This window comes from Pseudomaricurvus albidus (assembly GCF_018863235.1).
Classification (GTDB): Bacteria; Pseudomonadota; Gammaproteobacteria; order Pseudomonadales; family Cellvibrionaceae; genus Pseudomaricurvus; species Pseudomaricurvus albidus.
The window spans coordinates 108,718-126,906 of record NZ_JAHKRS010000001.1 but is presented as its reverse complement, the minus strand read 5'-3'; the positions used below and the strand labels follow the sequence as shown (position 1 = coordinate 126,906).

At 54.9% G+C, this 18,189-nt stretch carries 16 protein-coding genes; 10 read left to right on the top strand and 6 right to left on the bottom strand.

Features of this window, described 5'->3' with window-relative positions:
- The first annotated feature begins 4 nt into the window (after window positions 1–4).
- Both KOI40_RS00650 and KOI40_RS00645 read left to right on the top strand, forming a co-directional pair.
- A complete protein-coding gene (locus tag KOI40_RS00650; RefSeq protein ID WP_216095482.1) occupies window positions 5–1,873 on the top strand; it encodes a DUF294 nucleotidyltransferase-like domain-containing protein in 1,869 nt (622 codons plus the stop codon).
- 1 nt (window position 1,874) lies between these two features.
- Window positions 1,875–2,576: a 3'-5' exonuclease gene (locus tag KOI40_RS00645; RefSeq protein WP_216095481.1), complete on the top strand. Its 702-nt coding sequence runs from the start codon at window positions 1,875–1,877 to the stop codon at window positions 2,574–2,576.
- Window positions 2,577–2,588: 12 nt separating this feature from the next.
- Here KOI40_RS00645 and KOI40_RS00640 read toward each other — a convergent pair whose 3' ends face one another.
- Complete coding sequence (locus KOI40_RS00640) at window positions 2,589–3,017, bottom strand: DUF4124 domain-containing protein (RefSeq protein ID WP_216095480.1); 429 nt, start codon at window positions 3,015–3,017, stop codon at window positions 2,589–2,591.
- Between the two features lie 525 nt (window positions 3,018–3,542).
- Between KOI40_RS00640 and KOI40_RS00635 the strand changes: the two genes are divergently transcribed.
- From KOI40_RS00635 to KOI40_RS00625, 3 genes are all read left to right on the top strand, one after another.
- The gene (locus KOI40_RS00635; protein WP_216096008.1) at window positions 3,543–5,279 is read left to right on the top strand and encodes an acetolactate synthase 3 large subunit; all 1,737 of its coding nucleotides are present in this window, start codon (window positions 3,543–3,545) and stop codon (window positions 5,277–5,279) included.
- A gap of 1 nt (window position 5,280) precedes the next feature.
- Complete coding sequence (gene ilvN / locus KOI40_RS00630) at window positions 5,281–5,772, top strand: acetolactate synthase small subunit (RefSeq protein WP_216095479.1); 492 nt, start codon at window positions 5,281–5,283, stop codon at window positions 5,770–5,772.
- Between the two features lie 89 nt (window positions 5,773–5,861).
- Entirely contained in the window at window positions 5,862–7,076 is a 1,215-nt protein-coding gene (locus KOI40_RS00625; RefSeq protein ID WP_216095478.1) for a methyltransferase, read from the top strand.
- A 12-nt stretch (window positions 7,077–7,088) separates the two neighbouring features.
- On the opposite strand, the gene KOI40_RS00620 is transcribed toward KOI40_RS00625, so the two are convergent.
- Window positions 7,089–7,559, bottom strand: a complete 471-nt coding sequence (locus tag KOI40_RS00620) for a MarR family winged helix-turn-helix transcriptional regulator (protein WP_216095477.1) — start codon at window positions 7,557–7,559, stop codon at window positions 7,089–7,091.
- Between the two features lie 230 nt (window positions 7,560–7,789).
- Between KOI40_RS00620 and KOI40_RS00615 the strand changes: the two genes are divergently transcribed.
- The 3 genes from KOI40_RS00615 to KOI40_RS00605 all read left to right on the top strand — a co-directional run bounded on the left by KOI40_RS00615 (window position 7,790) and on the right by KOI40_RS00605 (window position 11,143).
- The gene (locus KOI40_RS00615) at window positions 7,790–9,145 is read left to right on the top strand and encodes an MFS transporter (RefSeq protein ID WP_369413126.1); all 1,356 of its coding nucleotides are present in this window, start codon (window positions 7,790–7,792) and stop codon (window positions 9,143–9,145) included.
- Between the two features lie 341 nt (window positions 9,146–9,486).
- The gene (ssb, locus tag KOI40_RS00610; RefSeq protein WP_216095476.1) at window positions 9,487–10,098 is read left to right on the top strand and encodes a single-stranded DNA-binding protein; all 612 of its coding nucleotides are present in this window, start codon (window positions 9,487–9,489) and stop codon (window positions 10,096–10,098) included.
- 121 nt (window positions 10,099–10,219) lie between these two features.
- Window positions 10,220–11,143, top strand: a complete 924-nt coding sequence (locus KOI40_RS00605) for an SDR family oxidoreductase (protein ID WP_216095475.1) — start codon at window positions 10,220–10,222, stop codon at window positions 11,141–11,143.
- Window positions 11,144–11,229: 86 nt separating this feature from the next.
- On the opposite strand, the gene KOI40_RS00600 is transcribed toward KOI40_RS00605, so the two are convergent.
- The 3 genes from KOI40_RS00600 to fabA all read right to left on the bottom strand — a co-directional run bounded on the left by KOI40_RS00600 (window position 11,230) and on the right by fabA (window position 14,095).
- Complete coding sequence (locus KOI40_RS00600) at window positions 11,230–11,976, bottom strand: LuxR C-terminal-related transcriptional regulator (RefSeq protein WP_216095474.1); 747 nt, start codon at window positions 11,974–11,976, stop codon at window positions 11,230–11,232.
- A 283-nt stretch (window positions 11,977–12,259) separates the two neighbouring features.
- A complete protein-coding gene (gene fabB, locus KOI40_RS00595; protein WP_216095473.1) occupies window positions 12,260–13,477 on the bottom strand; it encodes a beta-ketoacyl-ACP synthase I in 1,218 nt (405 codons plus the stop codon).
- 93 nt (window positions 13,478–13,570) lie between these two features.
- Window positions 13,571–14,095, bottom strand: a complete 525-nt coding sequence (gene fabA / locus KOI40_RS00590) for a 3-hydroxyacyl-[acyl-carrier-protein] dehydratase FabA (RefSeq protein WP_439653220.1) — start codon at window positions 14,093–14,095, stop codon at window positions 13,571–13,573.
- A 294-nt stretch (window positions 14,096–14,389) separates the two neighbouring features.
- On the opposite strand from fabA, the gene galU reads away from it, so the two are divergent.
- Window positions 14,390–15,223, top strand: coding sequence for a UTP--glucose-1-phosphate uridylyltransferase GalU (gene galU / locus KOI40_RS00585; protein ID WP_216095471.1), 834 nt, complete (start codon window positions 14,390–14,392; stop codon window positions 15,221–15,223).
- Window positions 15,224–15,333: 110 nt separating this feature from the next.
- Complete coding sequence (locus KOI40_RS00580) at window positions 15,334–16,683, top strand: phosphohexomutase domain-containing protein (RefSeq protein WP_216095470.1); 1,350 nt, start codon at window positions 15,334–15,336, stop codon at window positions 16,681–16,683.
- Window positions 16,684–16,766: 83 nt separating this feature from the next.
- Here the strand turns inward: KOI40_RS00580 and KOI40_RS00575 are convergent, their stop codons facing one another.
- Window positions 16,767–18,056 (bottom strand): NAD(P)/FAD-dependent oxidoreductase, encoded by a 1,290-nt coding sequence (locus tag KOI40_RS00575; protein WP_216095469.1) that lies wholly within the window; start codon window positions 18,054–18,056, stop codon window positions 16,767–16,769.
- Window positions 18,057–18,189: the final 133 nt, after the last annotated feature.

Below are 18,189 nucleotides of genomic sequence, written 5' to 3'. Positions count from 1 at the left end.
GTTTATGACTGAATCTCCGATTCCTGCACCGGAATTGAATCCTGAACTGCGAAGCATTCGTGAATTTCTGGGGGAGTGCATTCCCTTCGATCAGCTGAGCCCGGCGGAGCTCGATCGCGTGGCGGCGCTGATGGAAATTGGTTACCACCGTCAGGGCCATGTGTTCCAGCCTCACGACGATGGCGGTGGTTTGCGGATCATGCGCAGTGGTGCGGCTGAGTTGCGAGCCGACAACGGTCGGCTGATGGATCGTTTTGGTGAGGGCGTCAGCTTTAACTTGCTGGGACTCAGTCAGGAGGAGCCGGATATCAGTGCCACGCTGATTGAAGACTCTCTGTTGTATCTGTTGCCGGAAGAGGAATATCAAAAAATCCGCCAGCAGCACCGTGACTTCGATCGTTTCTTTCGCAGTCAGCGCAGTCGCCGGGTGCGTCGTGCCGCCCGTCACGAACCCAGTCCGAACGAAATGATGCGCCGTGTCAGGGATCTGATGACGAAAACCCTGCTCACGGTTTCTCCCGAGGATTCCATTCAGGCCACCGCCCGGATCATGACCGAAGGTCGGGTGTCATCGGTGATGGTGATGGCCGGTGATCAGTTGCAGGGTATTGTGACCGACCGGGATCTTCGCTCCCGCGCGGTCGCCGAAGGGTTGGATTTGACGCTTCCTGTCGAGCAGATCATGACCCGAGAGCCGGAAGTGATTGAGGCTGATGCCACCCTGTTCGATGCCACCCTGTTCATGACGCAAAAAGGTTACCACCACATTCCTGTGCTGGATCAGGGCATGGTCAAGGGCATTATCACCGCTTCCGATCTGATGCTGGCACGACAGGATGACCCTGTGTATCTGGTGCAGCACATTGGCCGTCAAAACTCCGTGGCAGAGTTGAAAGACATCGTGTCCCAAATGCCCAACCTCCTGGTGCAATGGGTCAAGTCGGGCATCAAATCCTCACAGGTCGGCCATGTGTTGACCGCGATCAGTGATGCGGTGACCGTGCGTTTGATTGAACTGGCCGAAGATGAATTGGGTGAGCCGCCGGTTCCCTATTGCTGGTTGGGTTTTGGTTCTCAGGGGCGCGGTGAGCAGTTGCTCGGTGCCGATCAGGATAATGGACTGTTAATCGATGACGCCGTATCGGAGCAGGATGCTAAATGGTTTGAAACTCTGGCTCACCGTGTCAGTGACGGATTGAATACCTGCGGTTATGTTTACTGTCCCGGCAAGGTGATGGCGACCACCGATGAGTGGCGCCAGAGTCTGGGTGGCTGGAAAGCCACTGTTGACCGCTGGACCCGTACACCCACCGCCGATGCGGTGATGCGTGTGAGTATCTTTTTTGATTTACGGGCTGTGTATGGTGACGCCTCTCTGTGTCAGAAGCTGCAACAGCATATGTTGAAACAGGCCGGCAGCAATACCATTTTCCTGGCGGCGCTGGCAGAGAATGTCCTCGATACGCCACCCCCTTTAGGCATCTTCCGACGCTTTGTGGTGGAGCATAATGGTGAGCACCGCGATGAACTCAATCTGAAAAAGCGGGCAGTGATTCCCATTGTTGATATTGTCCGTATTCATGCACTGGCCAATGGCGTCACCGCAGTGAACACCCACGACCGGCTCGCCGCGTTGGCGAAGCTCAAGGCCTTGAGTATTAATGACAGCCGCAATCTGCAGGACGCGCTGGAGGTCATCATGCAGACCCGGGTTGAAGGTCAGGTTCAGCATTTGCTGACCGGACGCAAGCCCAGTAATTATCTCAACCCCGATGAATTGCCCAAGCTGGTGAGAAAGCAGTTGCGAGACGCTTTCGGTATCGTCGTTGATGCCCAGCAGGCAGTCAAACTCCGATACCGTCCGGGGTTGTAAGATGAGCTGGAGTTTCCCGTGTCTTCGACTTCAACGTCAGCTCTACGCGTTACGGCTGCGCGGCCAGTCCGCTGACAGGCAGGCGGCGTTTACGGAGTTGCAGCGCTGTTGGCAACAAATGCAGTTTCGGACCGGCGACTGCTGGCGGGATGTGGAGTTTCTGGTGGTGGATACGGAAACCTCCTCTCTGGATGCCGGCGACGGTGAATTGCTGAGCGCCGGCTGGGTGGTGGTGCGCGGTGGCAGGATTATCTTGTCTACCGCTGAGCACTGGCTGGTGAAACCGCGCAATGGTGTCGGACACAGTGCCACCATCCATTCTTTGCGTGATTGTGAGTTGTCGGAAGGTATCGAAGAGCAAGAATTGATGAGCCACTTCCTGACGGCCGCCAGTGGTCGGGTGCTGGTGTTTCATCACGCACCGCTGGATTTGGCGTTTCTGAACCGCATCAGTCGTCGCCTCTGCGGTGCGCCCCTGTTAATGCCGGTGGTGGATACTCTGCAAGTGGAGCGTCGCAGTCTGGCGCGGCGTCATCAGCCGGTGGTGAACAACATGTTGCGGCTGGCCAGCTGCTGTGCACGCTACAATCTGCCTCCGGCCAGAGCGCATAATGCCCTGACCGATGCTCTGGCGACGGCGGAGCTATTGCTGGCGCAAGTCAGCTACAAGGGGAAAAACGTAAGGCTCAAGGCGCTGATCTGAGGTAGTCCCGGATCAGCAGTCGTCGGCAATGGCCTGCATGGCCATGTCCATTTGTTTTTTGATTTCTTCCTGGCTCAGGTAACGGTACTCGTCACCTTCCTTGATGCGGATGCGGGCGTTTTCTTCGAGTGTCTGTTTGTTTCTCTGTGCTGCGGCACAGCGTTCAGGGTCTTTCTTGTAAACCTCAGCATCAGCGCTGCTGCCTTGTGCCTGGTTTTCATTCTGACGGCTGCTGGCACTGGACGTGGATTCAGGATCGCCCTTGATGTTGGAGGCGTGCACCTTGACGGATTTGTGCGTTTTTGACGGCTGTGACGAGTAGTGGGTCACGCCCTCTTCGTCTTGCCATTTATAAAATTCTTTGGCGAGTGTCTGTCCACTCAGGCAGGCCAGCGTGAAACCGAGGCCGATAAGCGTCAAAAAGCGGTGTCGTAGTGCCATGGTTGTGTGATCCTTCAACGTTCGTATTCAGTGGCCATTATTGCTGTTATTTACGCCATTCACCAGTGTCCGGCGGGATGGATCTTCAGGATTGACGAGTATTCCCGACAATTATCAGGCTTTTCTTCTGGAAACATGGGCAAAACCGGCTCAAGCCCTTGACTTTACGGGTCAAGTCGCCAAAATTGCGGGTTCGCTAGATGGCGTGTAGATCTTAACCGTAACCTCGGTCTTGCTCGGAGTTTTTCTTGAATTCCAGCATCTACCTTTCCGGTGAGCCAACCGCTTGCCGAACCATCCCAGTTGCGTAGGTACGTCCATCCGACGTCGCCTATCCGACTCACTGCAGCGCCAACAGGGGCGGTCGAGTCGGGGAAGCTTCAGTCATCACTGTTTTATTTATGGATCGTTATGGAGTGCTGTGTCTAGTGTGAAGCTAGCCAGCAAGAGGGTATGGGAGCTCACAAGGTTTCCGCGGCCTACTCTGTAAGGATAATTATTGGTTTTTTGAAAGAGGAAAAACAGGTGGAAATGCTCTCTGGCGGCGATATGTTAATTCGCTCCCTGCAAGAAGAAGGTGTTGATCTCATCTTCGGCTACCCAGGTGGGGCGGCCTTGCACATCTACGACGCAATTTTCAAACAAGACAAAGTCAAGCACATCCTGGTGCGCCACGAGCAGTCCGCTACCCATGCGGCTGACGGCTACACCCGTGCGACCGGCCGTGTCGGTACCGTACTGGTGACTTCTGGTCCAGGTGCAACCAATGCCATCACCGGTATTGCGACCGCTTATATGGATTCCATTCCGATGGTGGTGATCTCCGGCCAGGTGGCGACGGATAAAATCGGTGAGGATGCGTTCCAGGAAACGGATATGGTGGGTGTCTCCCGTCCTATCGTAAAACACAGCTTTATGGTCAAACACGCTTCCGAGATCCCCGAGATCATCAAGAAGGCCTACCATATTGCTTCTACCGGTCGTCCGGGACCGGTGGTTGTCGACGTGCCGAAAAACACCGTAGACCCCATGGAAACCTTTCCGTTTGAGTATCCCAAGAAGCTGAAGATGCGCTCTTATACTCCGGCGGCCAAGGGCCACAGCGGTCAAATCAAGAAAGCGGTCAGCATGCTGTTGAAAGCCAAGCGTCCAATTATCTACTCCGGTGGCGGTGTGGTTCAGGGCGAGGCCAGCAAGCTGCTCACCGAGCTGGCTCAAAAGCTGGGTTACCCGGTGACCAACACCCTGATGGGGCTCGGTGCTTATCCGGGTAACGACAAGCAGTTCGTGGGCATGCTGGGGATGCACGGCACCTTTGAGGCCAACACCGCGATGCACCACTGCGACCTGATTCTGGCCGTCGGTGCGCGTTTCGATGACCGTGTCACCAACACCACCAGCAAGTTCTGTCCGAACGCCAAGATCATTCATATTGATATCGATCCGGCGTCGATTTCGAAAACCATCACGGCCGATGTGCCGATTGTGGGATCTGTTGACAGCGTTTTGACCGAAATGCTGGATCTGCTGAAAGAGTCCAAAGAAAAACCGGACGAAGCGGCGCTGTCTGACTGGTGGGAGCAGATTAATGAGTGGCGTGAGCGTCACGGTATCTACACCCAGCCGCGCTACAACACCAGTGGCGACATGATCATGCCTCAGGACGTGATCAAGACGCTGTATGAAGTCACCAATGGTGACGCCATTGTGGCTTCCGATGTGGGTCAGCACCAGATGTTTGCGGCTCAGTACTACCCGTTCAAGAGTCCGCGTCAGTGGATCAACTCCGGTGGTCTGGGCACCATGGGCTTTGGTTTGCCAGCGGCTATGGGTGCGGCTTTCGCATTCCGTGACAAGGACATTGTCTGTGTCACCGGTGAAGGCTCCATCCAGATGTGTATTCAGGAGTTGTCGACCCTGACCCAGTACGGTTTGCCCGTTAAGATCATCTGCCTGAACAACCAGGCTCTGGGCATGGTTAAGCAGTGGCAGGATATGGTGTACGACAGCCGTTACTCCGAGATTCACTACGAGGATTCCCTGCCAGACTTCGTCAAATTGATGGAAGCCTATGGTCACGTCGGTATCCGTGTGAACAAGAAAGAAGAGCTGCGTGAAAAGATGGAAGAGTGTTTCGCTCTGAAAGATCGCGTGGTGTTTATGGATATCTACGTGGATCCTTCAGAACACGTGTATCCGATGCTGGTCGCCCCGGGCGGTTCCATGCGCGATATGTGGTTAAGCAAGACGGAGCGGACTTAAGATGAGACGTATTATTTCTGTACTCATGGAAAATGAGCCAGGCGCCTTGTCGAGAGTGGTTGGTTTGTTTTCCCAGCGTGGTTACAACATTGAAACTCTGACTGTGGCTCCTACCGAAGACGAGACCTTGTCCCGTCTGACCGTCACCACCGTTGGCGACGATCACAAGATCGAACAGATTACCAAAAACCTCAACAAGCTGATTGATGTGGTTAAATTGGTAGATCTGACCGAAGGTCAGCACATTGAGCGCGAGCTGATGCTGATCAAGGTCAAGGCCTCCGGTGCCCAGCGGGCAGAGATCAAACGCTGTGTGGATATCTTCCGCGGTCAGATCATTGATGTGACCAGCACGGTGTATACCATTCAGATTACCGGTGCCAGCGACAAGCTGGATGCCTTTGTCCAGTCGGTTGGCGACGCGGCAATTCTGGAGGTGGTACGCTCTGGTGTATCCGGTATTTCCCGCGGTGAAAAAGTGCTGAGTCTCTGATTCTCAATCAAGGCGCAGTAGAAAAAGCCCGGCCCAGTGCCGGGTTTTTTTGTTTAAGATTGGTCTGAATACCTTGTGTGGTTGATGCAATGAGCTACCCATCCCGGTTTGCCGAGCTGGATCATCTGCTGGTGAAAAACCGCAGCTGGTGGCAGTTCCGCCCCTTTCATCAGCGGGCCATGCCATGGTGTGATTCTCACCCTGATCTGGTGGCTGCACTGCTGGCTCTGGGTGACGATGAGCTGTCTGCACTGGATGCCAGTTCGCAGGCGTTGGCGGCCTGGCTGAAGCCCTGGTTGCCGGACGGTGACAGGTTGCTGGAGCTCAGTCGATTGCCGGACGCTCCACTCAGGGCGCTGGACATTCCTGCCCGGCTGGATGTGTCGGTGCCCGGTCGCAAATGGCAGCAGGCCTGCCGGTTTGTGGCGGCGCGACCCGAGTCATCAAAGCCTCTGCTGGAGTGGTGTTCCGGCAAGGGGCATCTGGGTCGATTGTTGGCGTCAGTGGACAACTGCCAGGTCACCAGTCTGGAGTGGCAGCAGGCACTGTGTGAGGCTGGGGACGCATTGTCTGGCAAGCTGGGACTGGCGCAGCGCTTTGTGTGCGGGGATGCGTTTGATACCTCGGCCGGTGACTGGTTGCCGGAACATGGTCAGGCGGTGGCGTTGCACGCCTGCGGCGATCTGCATGTCACGCTGATGCGTCACTGGGCCGGTAGTGCTGCGGAGAATCTGACGGTGTCTCCCTGTTGTTATCACCTGATAAAGGACGACGGCTACCACCCCATGTCCCGGCAGGCTAAAGCTTCGGCGCTGCAATTGGATCGTGCGGATCTCAGCTTGCCGCTGCAGGAGACGGTTACGGCAGGTCGGGGAGAGCGCCGCCGCCGCGAACAGGATGTGTTATGGCGTTTGTCCTTTGACGAGTGGCAGCGACAGGTGCGCGGTGTGGATCAATACCTGCCGGTGCCCACTTTACCCCGTCGTTACCTGAGTGGTTCATTTGCCGACTTTTGTCGCACGGTGGCAGAGCACCACCAGTTCGTGTGGCCGGATATGGGCGACCAATCGGTCTGGCTGGAAAAAGGACGCCAGAGACTGAAGCTGGTTCAGCGAATGGAGTTGGTGGCGCATCTGTTCCGGCGTCCACTGGAAGTCTGGCTGGTTCTGGACCGAGTGTTGTTTCTGGAGGAGAGTGGCGCCAGGGTCAGCTTGCAGACGTTTTGTGATCGCAGCTTAACGCCGAGGAATATTCTGATTCACGCCGAGCGCGTGTTTTCAGCAGGACCAAAGGCTGGCCACTGAATGTTGCGCGTGCTAGCCGGTTTCCTCGGTGGTCGCGCTCGGATTGCGAATGGCCTGAAGGTTCAGGTGAATGCGGGTGAGGGTTTGGTTCAGCTGGTGTTGCTCTTCCTCGCTGATGCCTGCCATGCACTGCATTTTTAATTCCGTGACGGTCTGTTCGATCAGGGGCAGCAGTGGTTCGCTTTTCACGGTAATAAATACCCGGTTTGCCCGTCGGTCATTGGGGTCGGGTCGGCGCTCCACCAGACCGGCGGCCTCCAGTTTGTCGATCAGTGTTCCCGCCGGAGCCTTCTCGATCAGTAACCGCTCGGCCAGTTCCGATTGTGTGAGTCCGTCCTGTGTCCGCAGATGGGTCAGAATTCGCCACTGGGAACGACTCAGATTGATGCCGTCGGCTTTAAGCTGGCGGTAAAGCGAAGTGCTGAACATCCGGTGTATATCCGCCATCAGGGTGGCGAAGGGAATGTGGGGGGAATCGTTCATAAATGACCAAAGAGTAACTGGTAGTCAGTGAGGTTTATCTTACGGGCTTGCTTCAAGGCTGTATAGCTCAACAGCTTTATGGCGGGGCAAGTGTGTCGGCAGGAGTATTCTAATCAGACCCGGGTCTCACACTGGCAATGTAAATCATTCATGTGCCTGCCGGACGATATCCGGTAAAATCCCTTCTTTTTTTGCCGTCCTGGCACCTTCACTGAATTACGGGAGACAGTGTGACCTCTACATCAGCATCTTTTGAACGACGCACAGTGGCTTCGCTGGCCAGTTTGTACGCCTTCCGAATGATGGGGCTGTTTATGGTGTTGCCGGTGCTGTCTCTGTACGGCACTGAGTACGCGGGCAGCACGCCCCTGTTGCTGGGATTGGCGCTGGGAGGTTACGGTTTTACCCAGGCGATGTTGCAGATACCGTTCGGCATGCTGTCTGACCGTATCGGCCGCAAGCCGGTGATCGCAATGGGGTTGATCATTTTTGCCATCGGATCTGCGGTGGCCGCGTCAGCCGAGTCGGTGTACGGACTGATTTTGGGGCGCTGCCTGCAGGGTGGGGGAGCCATTGCCAGTGCCATCATGGCGATGGTGGCGGATTTGACCAGTGATGAGAGCCGCACCAAGGCCATGGCCAGTATTGGCGCGTCCATTGGCTTGTCTTTTTCTGTGGCTCTGGTCTTGGGGCCAGTGCTGGCCGGCTGGGGTGGTTTGTCGCTGATGTTCTGGTTTACGGTGGGGCTGGCTGTCATGGGGCTGTGGGTGCTTATGCGCTGGGTGCCGACACCTGTCATCAGTGGTGTGCGACACCGGGACGCGGGGACGGTCCCGTCACTGTTGAAATCAACCCTTAGAAATTCTGAGCTGATTCGTCTGAACTGGGGCATTTTCACGCTTCATTTCGTGCTGATGGCCGCTTTTCTGGTGATGCCGTCGATTCTGGAAAGTCAGTTGTCGATCCCCCGTGAACAGCACTGGATGGTGTATCTGCCGCTGCTGGTCTTGGCGTTTGTGGCCATGGTGCCGTTTATTGTCGTGGCGGAGAAACGCCGCAAAGTGAAACCTGTTTTTCTCGGGGCGGTAATATTGCTCGGACTCATGATGGGGGTGATGGCGGTAGAGCAGTACCAGCGTATTGGTTTTATGGTGGGGCTGTTTTTCTTTTTCATGGCTTTCAATTTGCTGGAGGCCACTTTGCCTTCGCTGATGAGTAAACTGGCTCCGGCGGGCGCCAAGGGGACTGCGGCGGGTATTTACGCCACTTGCCAGTTTCTGGGTGCCTTTGCTGGTGGTTTGGTCGGCGGTTGGGTCCTGCAGCAGCACGGCACTGTGGCAGTGTTTGAAGTGTGTGGGTTCATGGTTCTGCTCTGGTTGCTGGCGGCGCTCACCATGCGTTCGCCGCGCTACTTGTCCGGTGTTCAGGTTACTCTGGACGAGGCTCAGTTTGCCACTGCCAGCCAACAGCTGGCTGCGCTTCCGGGAGTGGTGGAAGTGGTGCTGATCGAAGAAGAGAAGACTGCCTATCTGAAGGTGGACCCCAGTGTTTTTCAGCGGGACAGTATTGCTGAAATTCAGGGCTAGGCGCACAGCTCATGCTTTTTTCGGGGCTGGTTGTTCCGCCTGAGCTGGTGTAAGCTCAAGCCTTTGCCCCACCTCCCCCAAATTGGTTATCCTGCCAAGAATTCCTCTTCAACATCAGGGATCTGATGTGGCTATTCAGGAAAGGTGCAGAGTGTCAGGAAAGGTACAGAGTGGGTAAGTGTGAGAAAAGTCATTGTTGCTGAAACACCGGTGAGGGACAGGCGAACGACAGCCTCAGCATGCAAGGCAGACTCACGATGAGTGTTTAGAAGGTTCGCGGTCGAGTGAAGAGAATACTCACATCGTCGAGCTCAAGTGAAAGATTTTAGGAGAAAATGGTTATGGCCCGTGGCATCAACAAAGTAATTCTGGTTGGAAATATCGGCCAGGATCCGGAAATGAAATACATGCCCAGTGGCAATGCCGTGACCAATATCAGTGTTGCTACGTCAGAGCAGTGGAAAGACAAGCAAACCGGTCAGCCGCAAGAGCGTACCGAGTGGCACCGGGTGGTGTTTTTCAACCGTCTGGCCGAGATTGCCGGCGAGTACCTGCGCAAAGGTTCCAAGGTGTATGTGGAAGGTTCTCTGCGTACCCGTAAGTGGCAGGGACAGGACGGACAGGATCGCTACACCACGGAAATCGTGGCCAGTGAAATGCAGATGCTCGACAGCCGTGGCGACTCGGCAGGCATGAGTCAGGGCGGTGGTTACGACAACTACGCCCAGCCGGCGCCTCAGCAGTCCTATCAGCAACCCGCTCCGCAGCAGGGTGGTATGGCGCCCCAACAGGGTATGCCGCCTCAGGGTATGCCGCAGGGACAACCTCAGGGGCAGCCAATGCAGCAGCCTCGTCAGCCACAGGCGCAACCTCGCCAGGCACCACCGGCGCCGCAACAGCCACCGCAACCGGCTGCCGGGTTTGATAACTTCGATGACGACATTCCGTTCTAATCCGTAGCGCAAGCGCGGACGTAGAATATAGAGGCAAGAGGAGGCTGTTGTGCGTCGGTATATGCATACCACGGTACGGCAGCCTGTTATGTGGTAACCCCAACAGGATTTTCCGGTTTTAGTGGCCAATAAAGTTCTCATCACCGATGCGTTTTCCCCTGTGGGGCGTGCAATTTACAGTGTTTTCCAAAACAGCGCCTATGCTGTATTGGCTCCCCCTGCGGGCAGCCTGCAATGGGATAACACCGACGCTATTGAGCAGTACCTGCTCGACCATCATGTCGATATCATCATCAATACCGCCGGTTGGTTTGAAACCCCGGATCGGGATCAGCAGCAAACTCTGGTCAGTGCGGCGGAGTCTCTGGCGCAGGTCGCCCGGTCGCTGGATTGCATTGTGCTGCATCTGTCGAGTTATCGTGTTTTTGGTGGCGAGAATAAGTCGACCTATGATGAAACCGACAAGCCTCATCCCATCAGTCCGGCGGGCAGGGCTTTCCTGAAGGCCGAAAGAGCATTCGAGGACAATCAGCGTTACATCTGCCTGCGTGTCAGCTGGGTGCTGGATATTCTGGGTGAGTCAGTATTTGTACGCTTGCTTCGGGCCCTCACAACCGAGGGGCCTGTGCTGGAGGTGACTCATCAGCGTCGTGGCGCGCCTCTGAGCTCCCAGGAGGTTGGTCGGGTGTTGTTGGCCATGACACATCAGGTTTTCTGTGGTGCAGAAAACTGGGGAGTGTTTCATCTTGCCTCCGGTGACCCATGTTCATCGGCGGAGTTTGCCGAAGTTGTTGCCGATATTCTGGAAAAAGAACACCAGTTGAAGCGCGAATGGCAGGTGGAAGCCTTGTCTGAAGAGGCGCTTGAGGCTCAGGGTGAGCCGGACAGTGCCGCTCTGACTGTGCGTCGCTGCCGGGATAATTTCGGTTATCAGGTGCGCAGCTGGCGTCAGGGGCTGACTGGTCTGGTGCGGGCCTGGCTGGTTCAGCAGCGCCTACTGCCCGAGAAGGCGATGCCCCGTCACCATGTCAGTGAGAGCCGCTGAGACTCTGTACACTACTTCCTTTTTCAATCCCGCCGGGCCGGTTTTGCCAGGCCGGCGGGGTACGATGTCTTCTTCTCGTCTTGTGTTTATCGCGAAGACAGCTTGTCCAGTAAACTGTAATGGTCTCTCAGCCAGTTACTGGCTTTCAGCCGCGATGTGACTCCGATTTTTTTATAGGCGCTGTAGAGGTGGCTTTTGACGGTGTGTTCACTGAGTTTCAGTTGACACGCCAGAGCGAGGTTACTTTTGCCCGCGTAAATACCTTCCAGCACTTGTCGCTCCCTGCGAGTCAGTTTGGTGGGTAAGCTGATAATCAGCGGCTGACTGGGCTGGTGTCGTCGACGATTGATGAAATCGTGGCACAGGTGCCTAGGAATCCACAGCTCCCCGTTCAGAACGGCACGGATTCCCTTCAATAGCATATGGGTTCCGATATTTCGATAAAACATTCCCTGGACTTGAGGCCATTCCATCATCCGGTTGTAGATGCTGTCCGGAACAAGGTTGGTCAGTGCGCAGCGAGTGTCTGAGGGCAGCAGTCGCAACAGATTTTGCAGTTCCATGACTGAAATTTCAGTGCAGTCGAACAATAGCAAAGCGGCCGACAGGTTGTGAGATGGTGTTCCGGTCTCTGGTTCGGGTCGTTTCGACAGTGTCTGAGGGTTGCTGGTGAGCAGGCAGGGGATTTCCAGTTGTCGTTGCAGATCTTCGGCCAGCAAGATGTTGTCGATGCTGCGTACCGGTGTGTAGAGCAGTAATTGCTCTATGGTGCGAAGGGCTTTGTCTTGCTTGTAAGAGGCGGTTTCCTCACGCAGGGCGTAACTCTGATTCATCGATAGGTCTCCATACCTGTTGATGTAAGGCAGCGGTGTCAGTTGCTGAATGGTGTCCGGGCATCCATGCCGGGCTGACCAAGATTAGGTGAGATGCTTGGCAGAAAGCAATGATGATTATGCGATCTGGTCGTCAATTTGACGTGTTATCGAAGAAGAAGCCGACACAATTCATGCTTTCTAATGAAGTAAAAGGAGTGGGGAAGTTACGGATACAGGATTCCAGACACAAAAAAAGCCCGGTAAGGACCGGGCTTTTTTTGTGCTGTAGCGTTGTAGGAAATCAGTCCTCGTAACGCTGAAACACCAGGCTGGCGTTGGTGCCGCCAAAGCCAAAGCTGTTGGACATGATGCGATTGAGTGTCGCGTTGTCCTGACGCTCAGTCACAATGTTCATGTCCTGGGCTTTCTCGTCCAGGGTTTCCACATTGGCGGAAGCGCAGATGAAGTTGTTTTCCATCATCAGCAGGCTGTAGATGGCTTCCTGAACGCCGGTAGCTCCCAGTGAGTGGCCAGTGAGGGACTTGGTGGAGCTGATGGCCGGAGTTGCTTCAGGGAAGACCTCGGCAATGGCATTCAGTTCGGCCAGATCGCCAACCGGGGTGCTGGTGCCGTGGGAGTTGATGTAGTCCAGATCGCCCTCGAGGCCTTGCATGGCCTGACGCATGCAGCGAGCCGCGCCTTCACCGGAAGGGGCAACCATGTCGTAGCCGTCGGAAGTGGCACCGTAGCCTACCAGCTCGGCGTAGATCTTCGCGCCACGCGCCTTGGCGTGTTCCAGCTCTTCAATCACCAGGCAGCCACCGCCGCCAGCAATGACGAAGCCGTCACGGTTTGCGTCATAGGCGCGAGAAGCCTTGTCAGGGGTGTCATTGTATTTTGTGGACAGGGCACCCATGGCATCAAACAGTGCGGTCAGTGTCCAGTGTTCTTCCTCGCCGCCACCGGCGAATACCACATCCTGTTTGCCCAGTTGAATCAGCTCCATCGCGTTGCCAATACAGTGGGCACTGGTGGCACAGGCGGAGGAGATGGTGTAGTTCACGCCCTTGATCTTGAACGGGGTTGCCAGGCAGGCAGAGGTGGTGCTGCTCATGGTCTGGGTAACGCGGTAAGGGCCCACACGTTTCAGACCTTTCTCCCGCAGGATGTCGGCAGCTTCCACCAGGTTCTTGGAGGATGCCCCACCGGAACCCATAATGATGCCGGCACGCTCATTGGAGACCTGTTCTTCGGTCAGGCCGGCGTCAGCAATGGCCTGCTCCATGGAGATGTAGGCGTAAGCCGCCGCCTCACCCATAAAGCGCAGGGTCTTGCGGTCGATCTTTTCTTTCAGGTCGATATCGATGCTGCCAGCCACGTGGCTGCGAAACCCCATTTCCTCGTATTCAGGCTGGAATTTAATGCCGGAACGGCCCTCTTTCAGGGCGTCCAGAACTGTCTCTTTATCGTTACCCAGGCAGGACACGATGCCCATACCAGTAACCACAACGCGTTTCATAAGCTTCCTCTAAAATGCTGTGTCACTGCCTCTTTTAACGATGGTAACCGACCATCGTTAAAGGGCAATGAATATATTTAAGACCAGAGAATCTTAAAAGCTATCCGTATCCTGAAATAAACCGACACGCAGGTCCTTGGCGGTGTAAATCTCCCGACCATCGACGCTCACGCTGCCGTCAGCAATACCCATGATCAGCTTGCGTTCAATAACGCGCTTCAGGGTAATGCGGTAAGTTACTTTCTTGGCGGTAGGCAGAACTTGACCAGTAAATTTCACTTCACCAGAACCCAGGGCACGGCCTTTGCCTTCGTTGCCTTTCCATGCGAGAAAGAAGCCAACCAGTTGCCACATGGCATCCAGTCCGAGGCAGCCAGGCATCACCGGGTCGCCGGGGAAGTGGCATTCGAAGAACCAAAGGTCTGGGTTGATGTCCAGCTCGGCGACGATCTCGCCTTTGCCGTGCTCGCCACCGTCTACAGTGATGCTGGTGATGCGATCAAGCATCAACATATTGGGGATGGGTAGCTGCGCGTTTCCAGGTCCAAACATGCGGCCCTGGCCACATTCCAGCAGCTCATCACGGTTATAGGCGTTCTTTCTGTTGGATACATCCATCATAGGGTTTTGGCTCTACGTTCAAAAATCGGGTGGCTTGGTGAATCATAACCACAAAGGGAGCCCATTCTACCGGTTGCTGGTGGCATGTCTAGACTGATTGGTCATCTGTGGATGGGTATTTTGGCCATGACGCTTCCTGAAAATCGCCAAGAGCCTCAAGGGGGCGCCAAATTTTTCTCTTCCTGTGAAATGAATCGGCCTTGGCCAGCAATTTGCAACCTAAGTGTAGTATTCTTGGTTGATTCTTCAATGAAGCAAGAATGCGCTATTTTAATGCAAGGATATGACTTTATGATTCAGAAATGCCTTTTCCCGGTCGCCGGTTACGGCACCCGCTTCCTGCCCGCCACCAAATCCATGCCCAAAGAAATTCTCCCAATCGTTAATAAGCCTCTCGTCCAATACGGTGTTGAAGAAGCTATTCAGGCTGGTCTGGTGGATATCGGTATGGTGACTGGTCGTGGGAAACGCTCTATCGAAGATCATTTTGACGTCAATTATGAGCTGGAGCATCAGATTTCCGGTAGTGACAAAGAAGAATACCTGACCAGTATTCGTGAAGTAATGGATAAAGCCGCGTTCTCTTTTACCCGTCAGGTAGAGATGCGTGGTTTGGGGGATGCGATCCTCAATGGCAAGCGACTGATTGGCGATGAGCCCTTTGGTGTCGTGTTGTCGGATGACCTGTGCCTGCCCGCCGAAGATGGTGAAGGGGTGATGGCGCAAATGGTGAAGTTGTTCAAGCAGTTTCGTTGCAGCATTGTGGCCATTCAGGAAGTGCCCGATGATCTGATTCACAAGTTTGGTGTCATCGAGGGCGAGCAAATCAAAGACGGTTTGTTTCAGGTGACCGGCATGGTGGAAAAACCTGCCAGGGAAGAAGCCCCCAGTAATCTGGCGATTATTGGCCGTTATATTTTAACGCCGGATATTTTTGACATTATCGAGGATACTCCTCCCGGTAAAAATGGAGAGGTGCAAATCACCGATGCCCTGCTGACCCAGGCGAAAAACGGCTGTGTACTGGCCTACAAATTTAAAGGCCGCCGTTTTGACTGCGGTAGCGTGGAAGGCTTTGTCGAAGCCACCAACCACGTGTACGAAAACATTTACAAATCCAAATAAATGACGCGTTGGGGCTACCTGTGAGGCTGGAAAACGGCTGCAGGGAGCCTTTCAAGAGCGCCACAGATTTATGCACAGTCAATTAAGATCAAGACGTTTAAGGATCGAATATGACGGAACTAACCTGCTTTAAAGCTTACGACATTCGCGGTCGTTTGCCGGATGAGCTGAACGATGACGTGGCCTATCGAGTGGGTCGCGCTTATGCCGAATTTTTGAAGCCCCAGAAAGTGGTGGTGGGACACGACATTCGTCTGACCAGCGCCGAGTTGACCGATGCGTTGGCGAACGGGTTAATGGATGCCGGGGTGGATGTCATTCACATCGGCCAGTGTGGCACCGAAGAAATTTACTTCGCCACCTTTCATCTGGGTGTGGATGGGGGCATTTGTGTTACGGCCAGTCACAACCCGAAAGATTACAACGGGATGAAGCTGGTGAAGAAGGGCTCCCGTCCAATCAGTGGTGATACCGGCCTCAATGACATCAAAGCGATGGCGGAGGCCAATGACTTTGCACCGGTGGGCAAGCGCGGTACGCTTGAGCACCTGGACAACCGCGCGCCTTACATCGAGCACCTGCTGGGCTATGTCGAAAAGGACAAGCTCAAGCCGTTAAAAGTTGTGGTCAATGCCGGCAACGGCGGTGCGGGTATGGTGATCGATGCCATTGAGTCCTTCCTGCCGTTTGAGTTTATCAAAGTCCATCACGAGCCGGACGGCAATTTCCCTCACGGTGTGCCCAATCCACTGCTGGAAGAAAACCGTCCGCCGACAGAAGCTGCCATCAAGGAGCACGGTGCCGATTTGGGCATCGCCTGGGACGGTGATTTCGACCGCTGTTTCTTCTTTGATTCCACCGGCCGCTTTATCGAGGGCTACTATCTGGTGGGGTTGCTGGCCGAAACCTTCCTGTTGAAAAACCCCGGTTCCAAGATCGTTCATGACCCACGCCTGACCTGGAACACGGAAGCCATTTGCGAAAAAATGGGCGGCAAGGCCATCCAGAGCAAAACCGGCCATGCCTTCATCAAGGAGCGTATGCGCTCGGAGGATGCGGTCTACGGTGGCGAGATGAGTGCGCACCATTATTTCCGCGATTTTGCCTACTGCGACAGCGGCATGATTCCCTGGCTGCTGGTCACGGAATTAATGAGCCGCACCGGCAAAAGTCTGGCAGAACTGGTGGACGAGTGTATTGAGCTCTTCCCCTGCAGCGGTGAGATCAACAACAAAATCGAAGATCCGAAAGCCGCACTGGCTGCGGTGGAGTCCCATTACAAGGACAGTGCAACCGCCGTGGATTACACCGATGGCCTGAGCATGAGCTTCGGCGACTGGCGTTTTAATCTGCGTATGTCCAACACCGAGCCGGTGGTGCGACTGAATGTTGAAACGCGCGGAAACTATGGCTTGATGGAAGAAAAGCGCGATGAGTTGTTGGGTGTGATGGGGGTTTAATCCACTCTACTCAAACATCGAAACAAAAAAGCCAGCAGGAAACCGCTGGCTTTTTTGTGGGCGAGTATCTTTGGGGGCGCGGATCAGCGCAGCTTCTCCAGCATCTTGTAATACCACATGCCTGCCGCCAGAGCCTGATTGCCAAACCACTCATTCAGTGGGATGCGGATGTGCTTCATTTTGGCGAAAGCATCAAATTCCGTCAGTGAGCCGGTGATGGCATTGGCCATGATCTCACCCATGATGTGGGTGGTGGCGACCCCGTGGCCGGAATAACCCTGGCAGTAAAATACGTGATCGGAGAGTTTGCCCAATTGCGGGATGCGGTTGATGACAATGCCTGCCATGCCGGTCCACTCGTATTCGATTTCCACTCCCTTAAGGCGCGGAAAGGTCTTTTCAATGGCCGGACGCAATTCGTTGGCTACGCTTTTGGAATCGCGGCCAGAGTAGTTGGTTCCGCCACCGAACATCAGTCGCTTGTCGGCAGTCAACCGGTAGTAGTCCAGTACGAACCGGCAGTCGTATACGGCCAGGTCTTTCGGGTTGATGGCATTGGCCACTTCGTCGCCCAGAGGCTTGGTCACCAGGTTACCCAGTGAGGCCGGAAAGATGGTACCCATGAGCTTTTTACGCGCCAGCTTGTGGTAGGCATTGCCGGCCAGCAGCACGGAATTGGCCGTTACCCGACCCTTGGCAGTCACTACCGCAGGGGTATCACCGTGGATAATGTCTTCGACAGGCGAGTTCTCGAAAATCAAGGCGCCCATGGATTCTGCCGCTCTGGCCTCGCCGATACACAGATTGAGGGAGTGCAGATGCATATTGCGGGTATTCAGCAGGCCGCCGTGATAAATGGGGCTTTCCAGATAGTCGGGCATATCCGCCTTTGACAGCAGTTTCACATCATCGCCCATACCGCGGCGGTGTGCTTCCTCATGCATGGCTTCCAGCTCCGCCATGTGAGAAGGTTTGTAGGCTGCCTGCAAGTGGCCGTGCTTAAGGTCGCACTGGATGCCGTATTTTTCGACACGCTTCTTGATGATGTCGTGACCGCGCCAGCGCATGTTCCAGACAAACTCTTCCGCATCCCCATCCCAGGTTTTGCGAAGCTGCTTGGTCATGGCCTGATCGCCAGACAGGCTGCCCGTGACCTGGCCACCGTTGCGTCCGGTGGCGCCCCAGCCAATCTTGTTGGCTTCAATAATGGCGACCTTGAGTCCCTTTTCGCACAGTTCGACGGCGGTGGCGACTCCGGTGAAGCCACCACCAATAATCGCGACATCAACGCGCACCTCCCCATCCAATTGCGGATAATCTGTTTCCTGATTGATGCTGGCGGTGTAATAGGAATTGCAGCGCTGTGATGTCATAGGGCACCCAATGATCAATGATTAAAGTTGAATGATAGTTCGGTATTCTATCGGTGGGAATCGCTGAAGTCCATGCCTGCCGGTGGCATAGACAGAAAGCGGGCATGGCTACCCATGGAGATATTTACCGGTG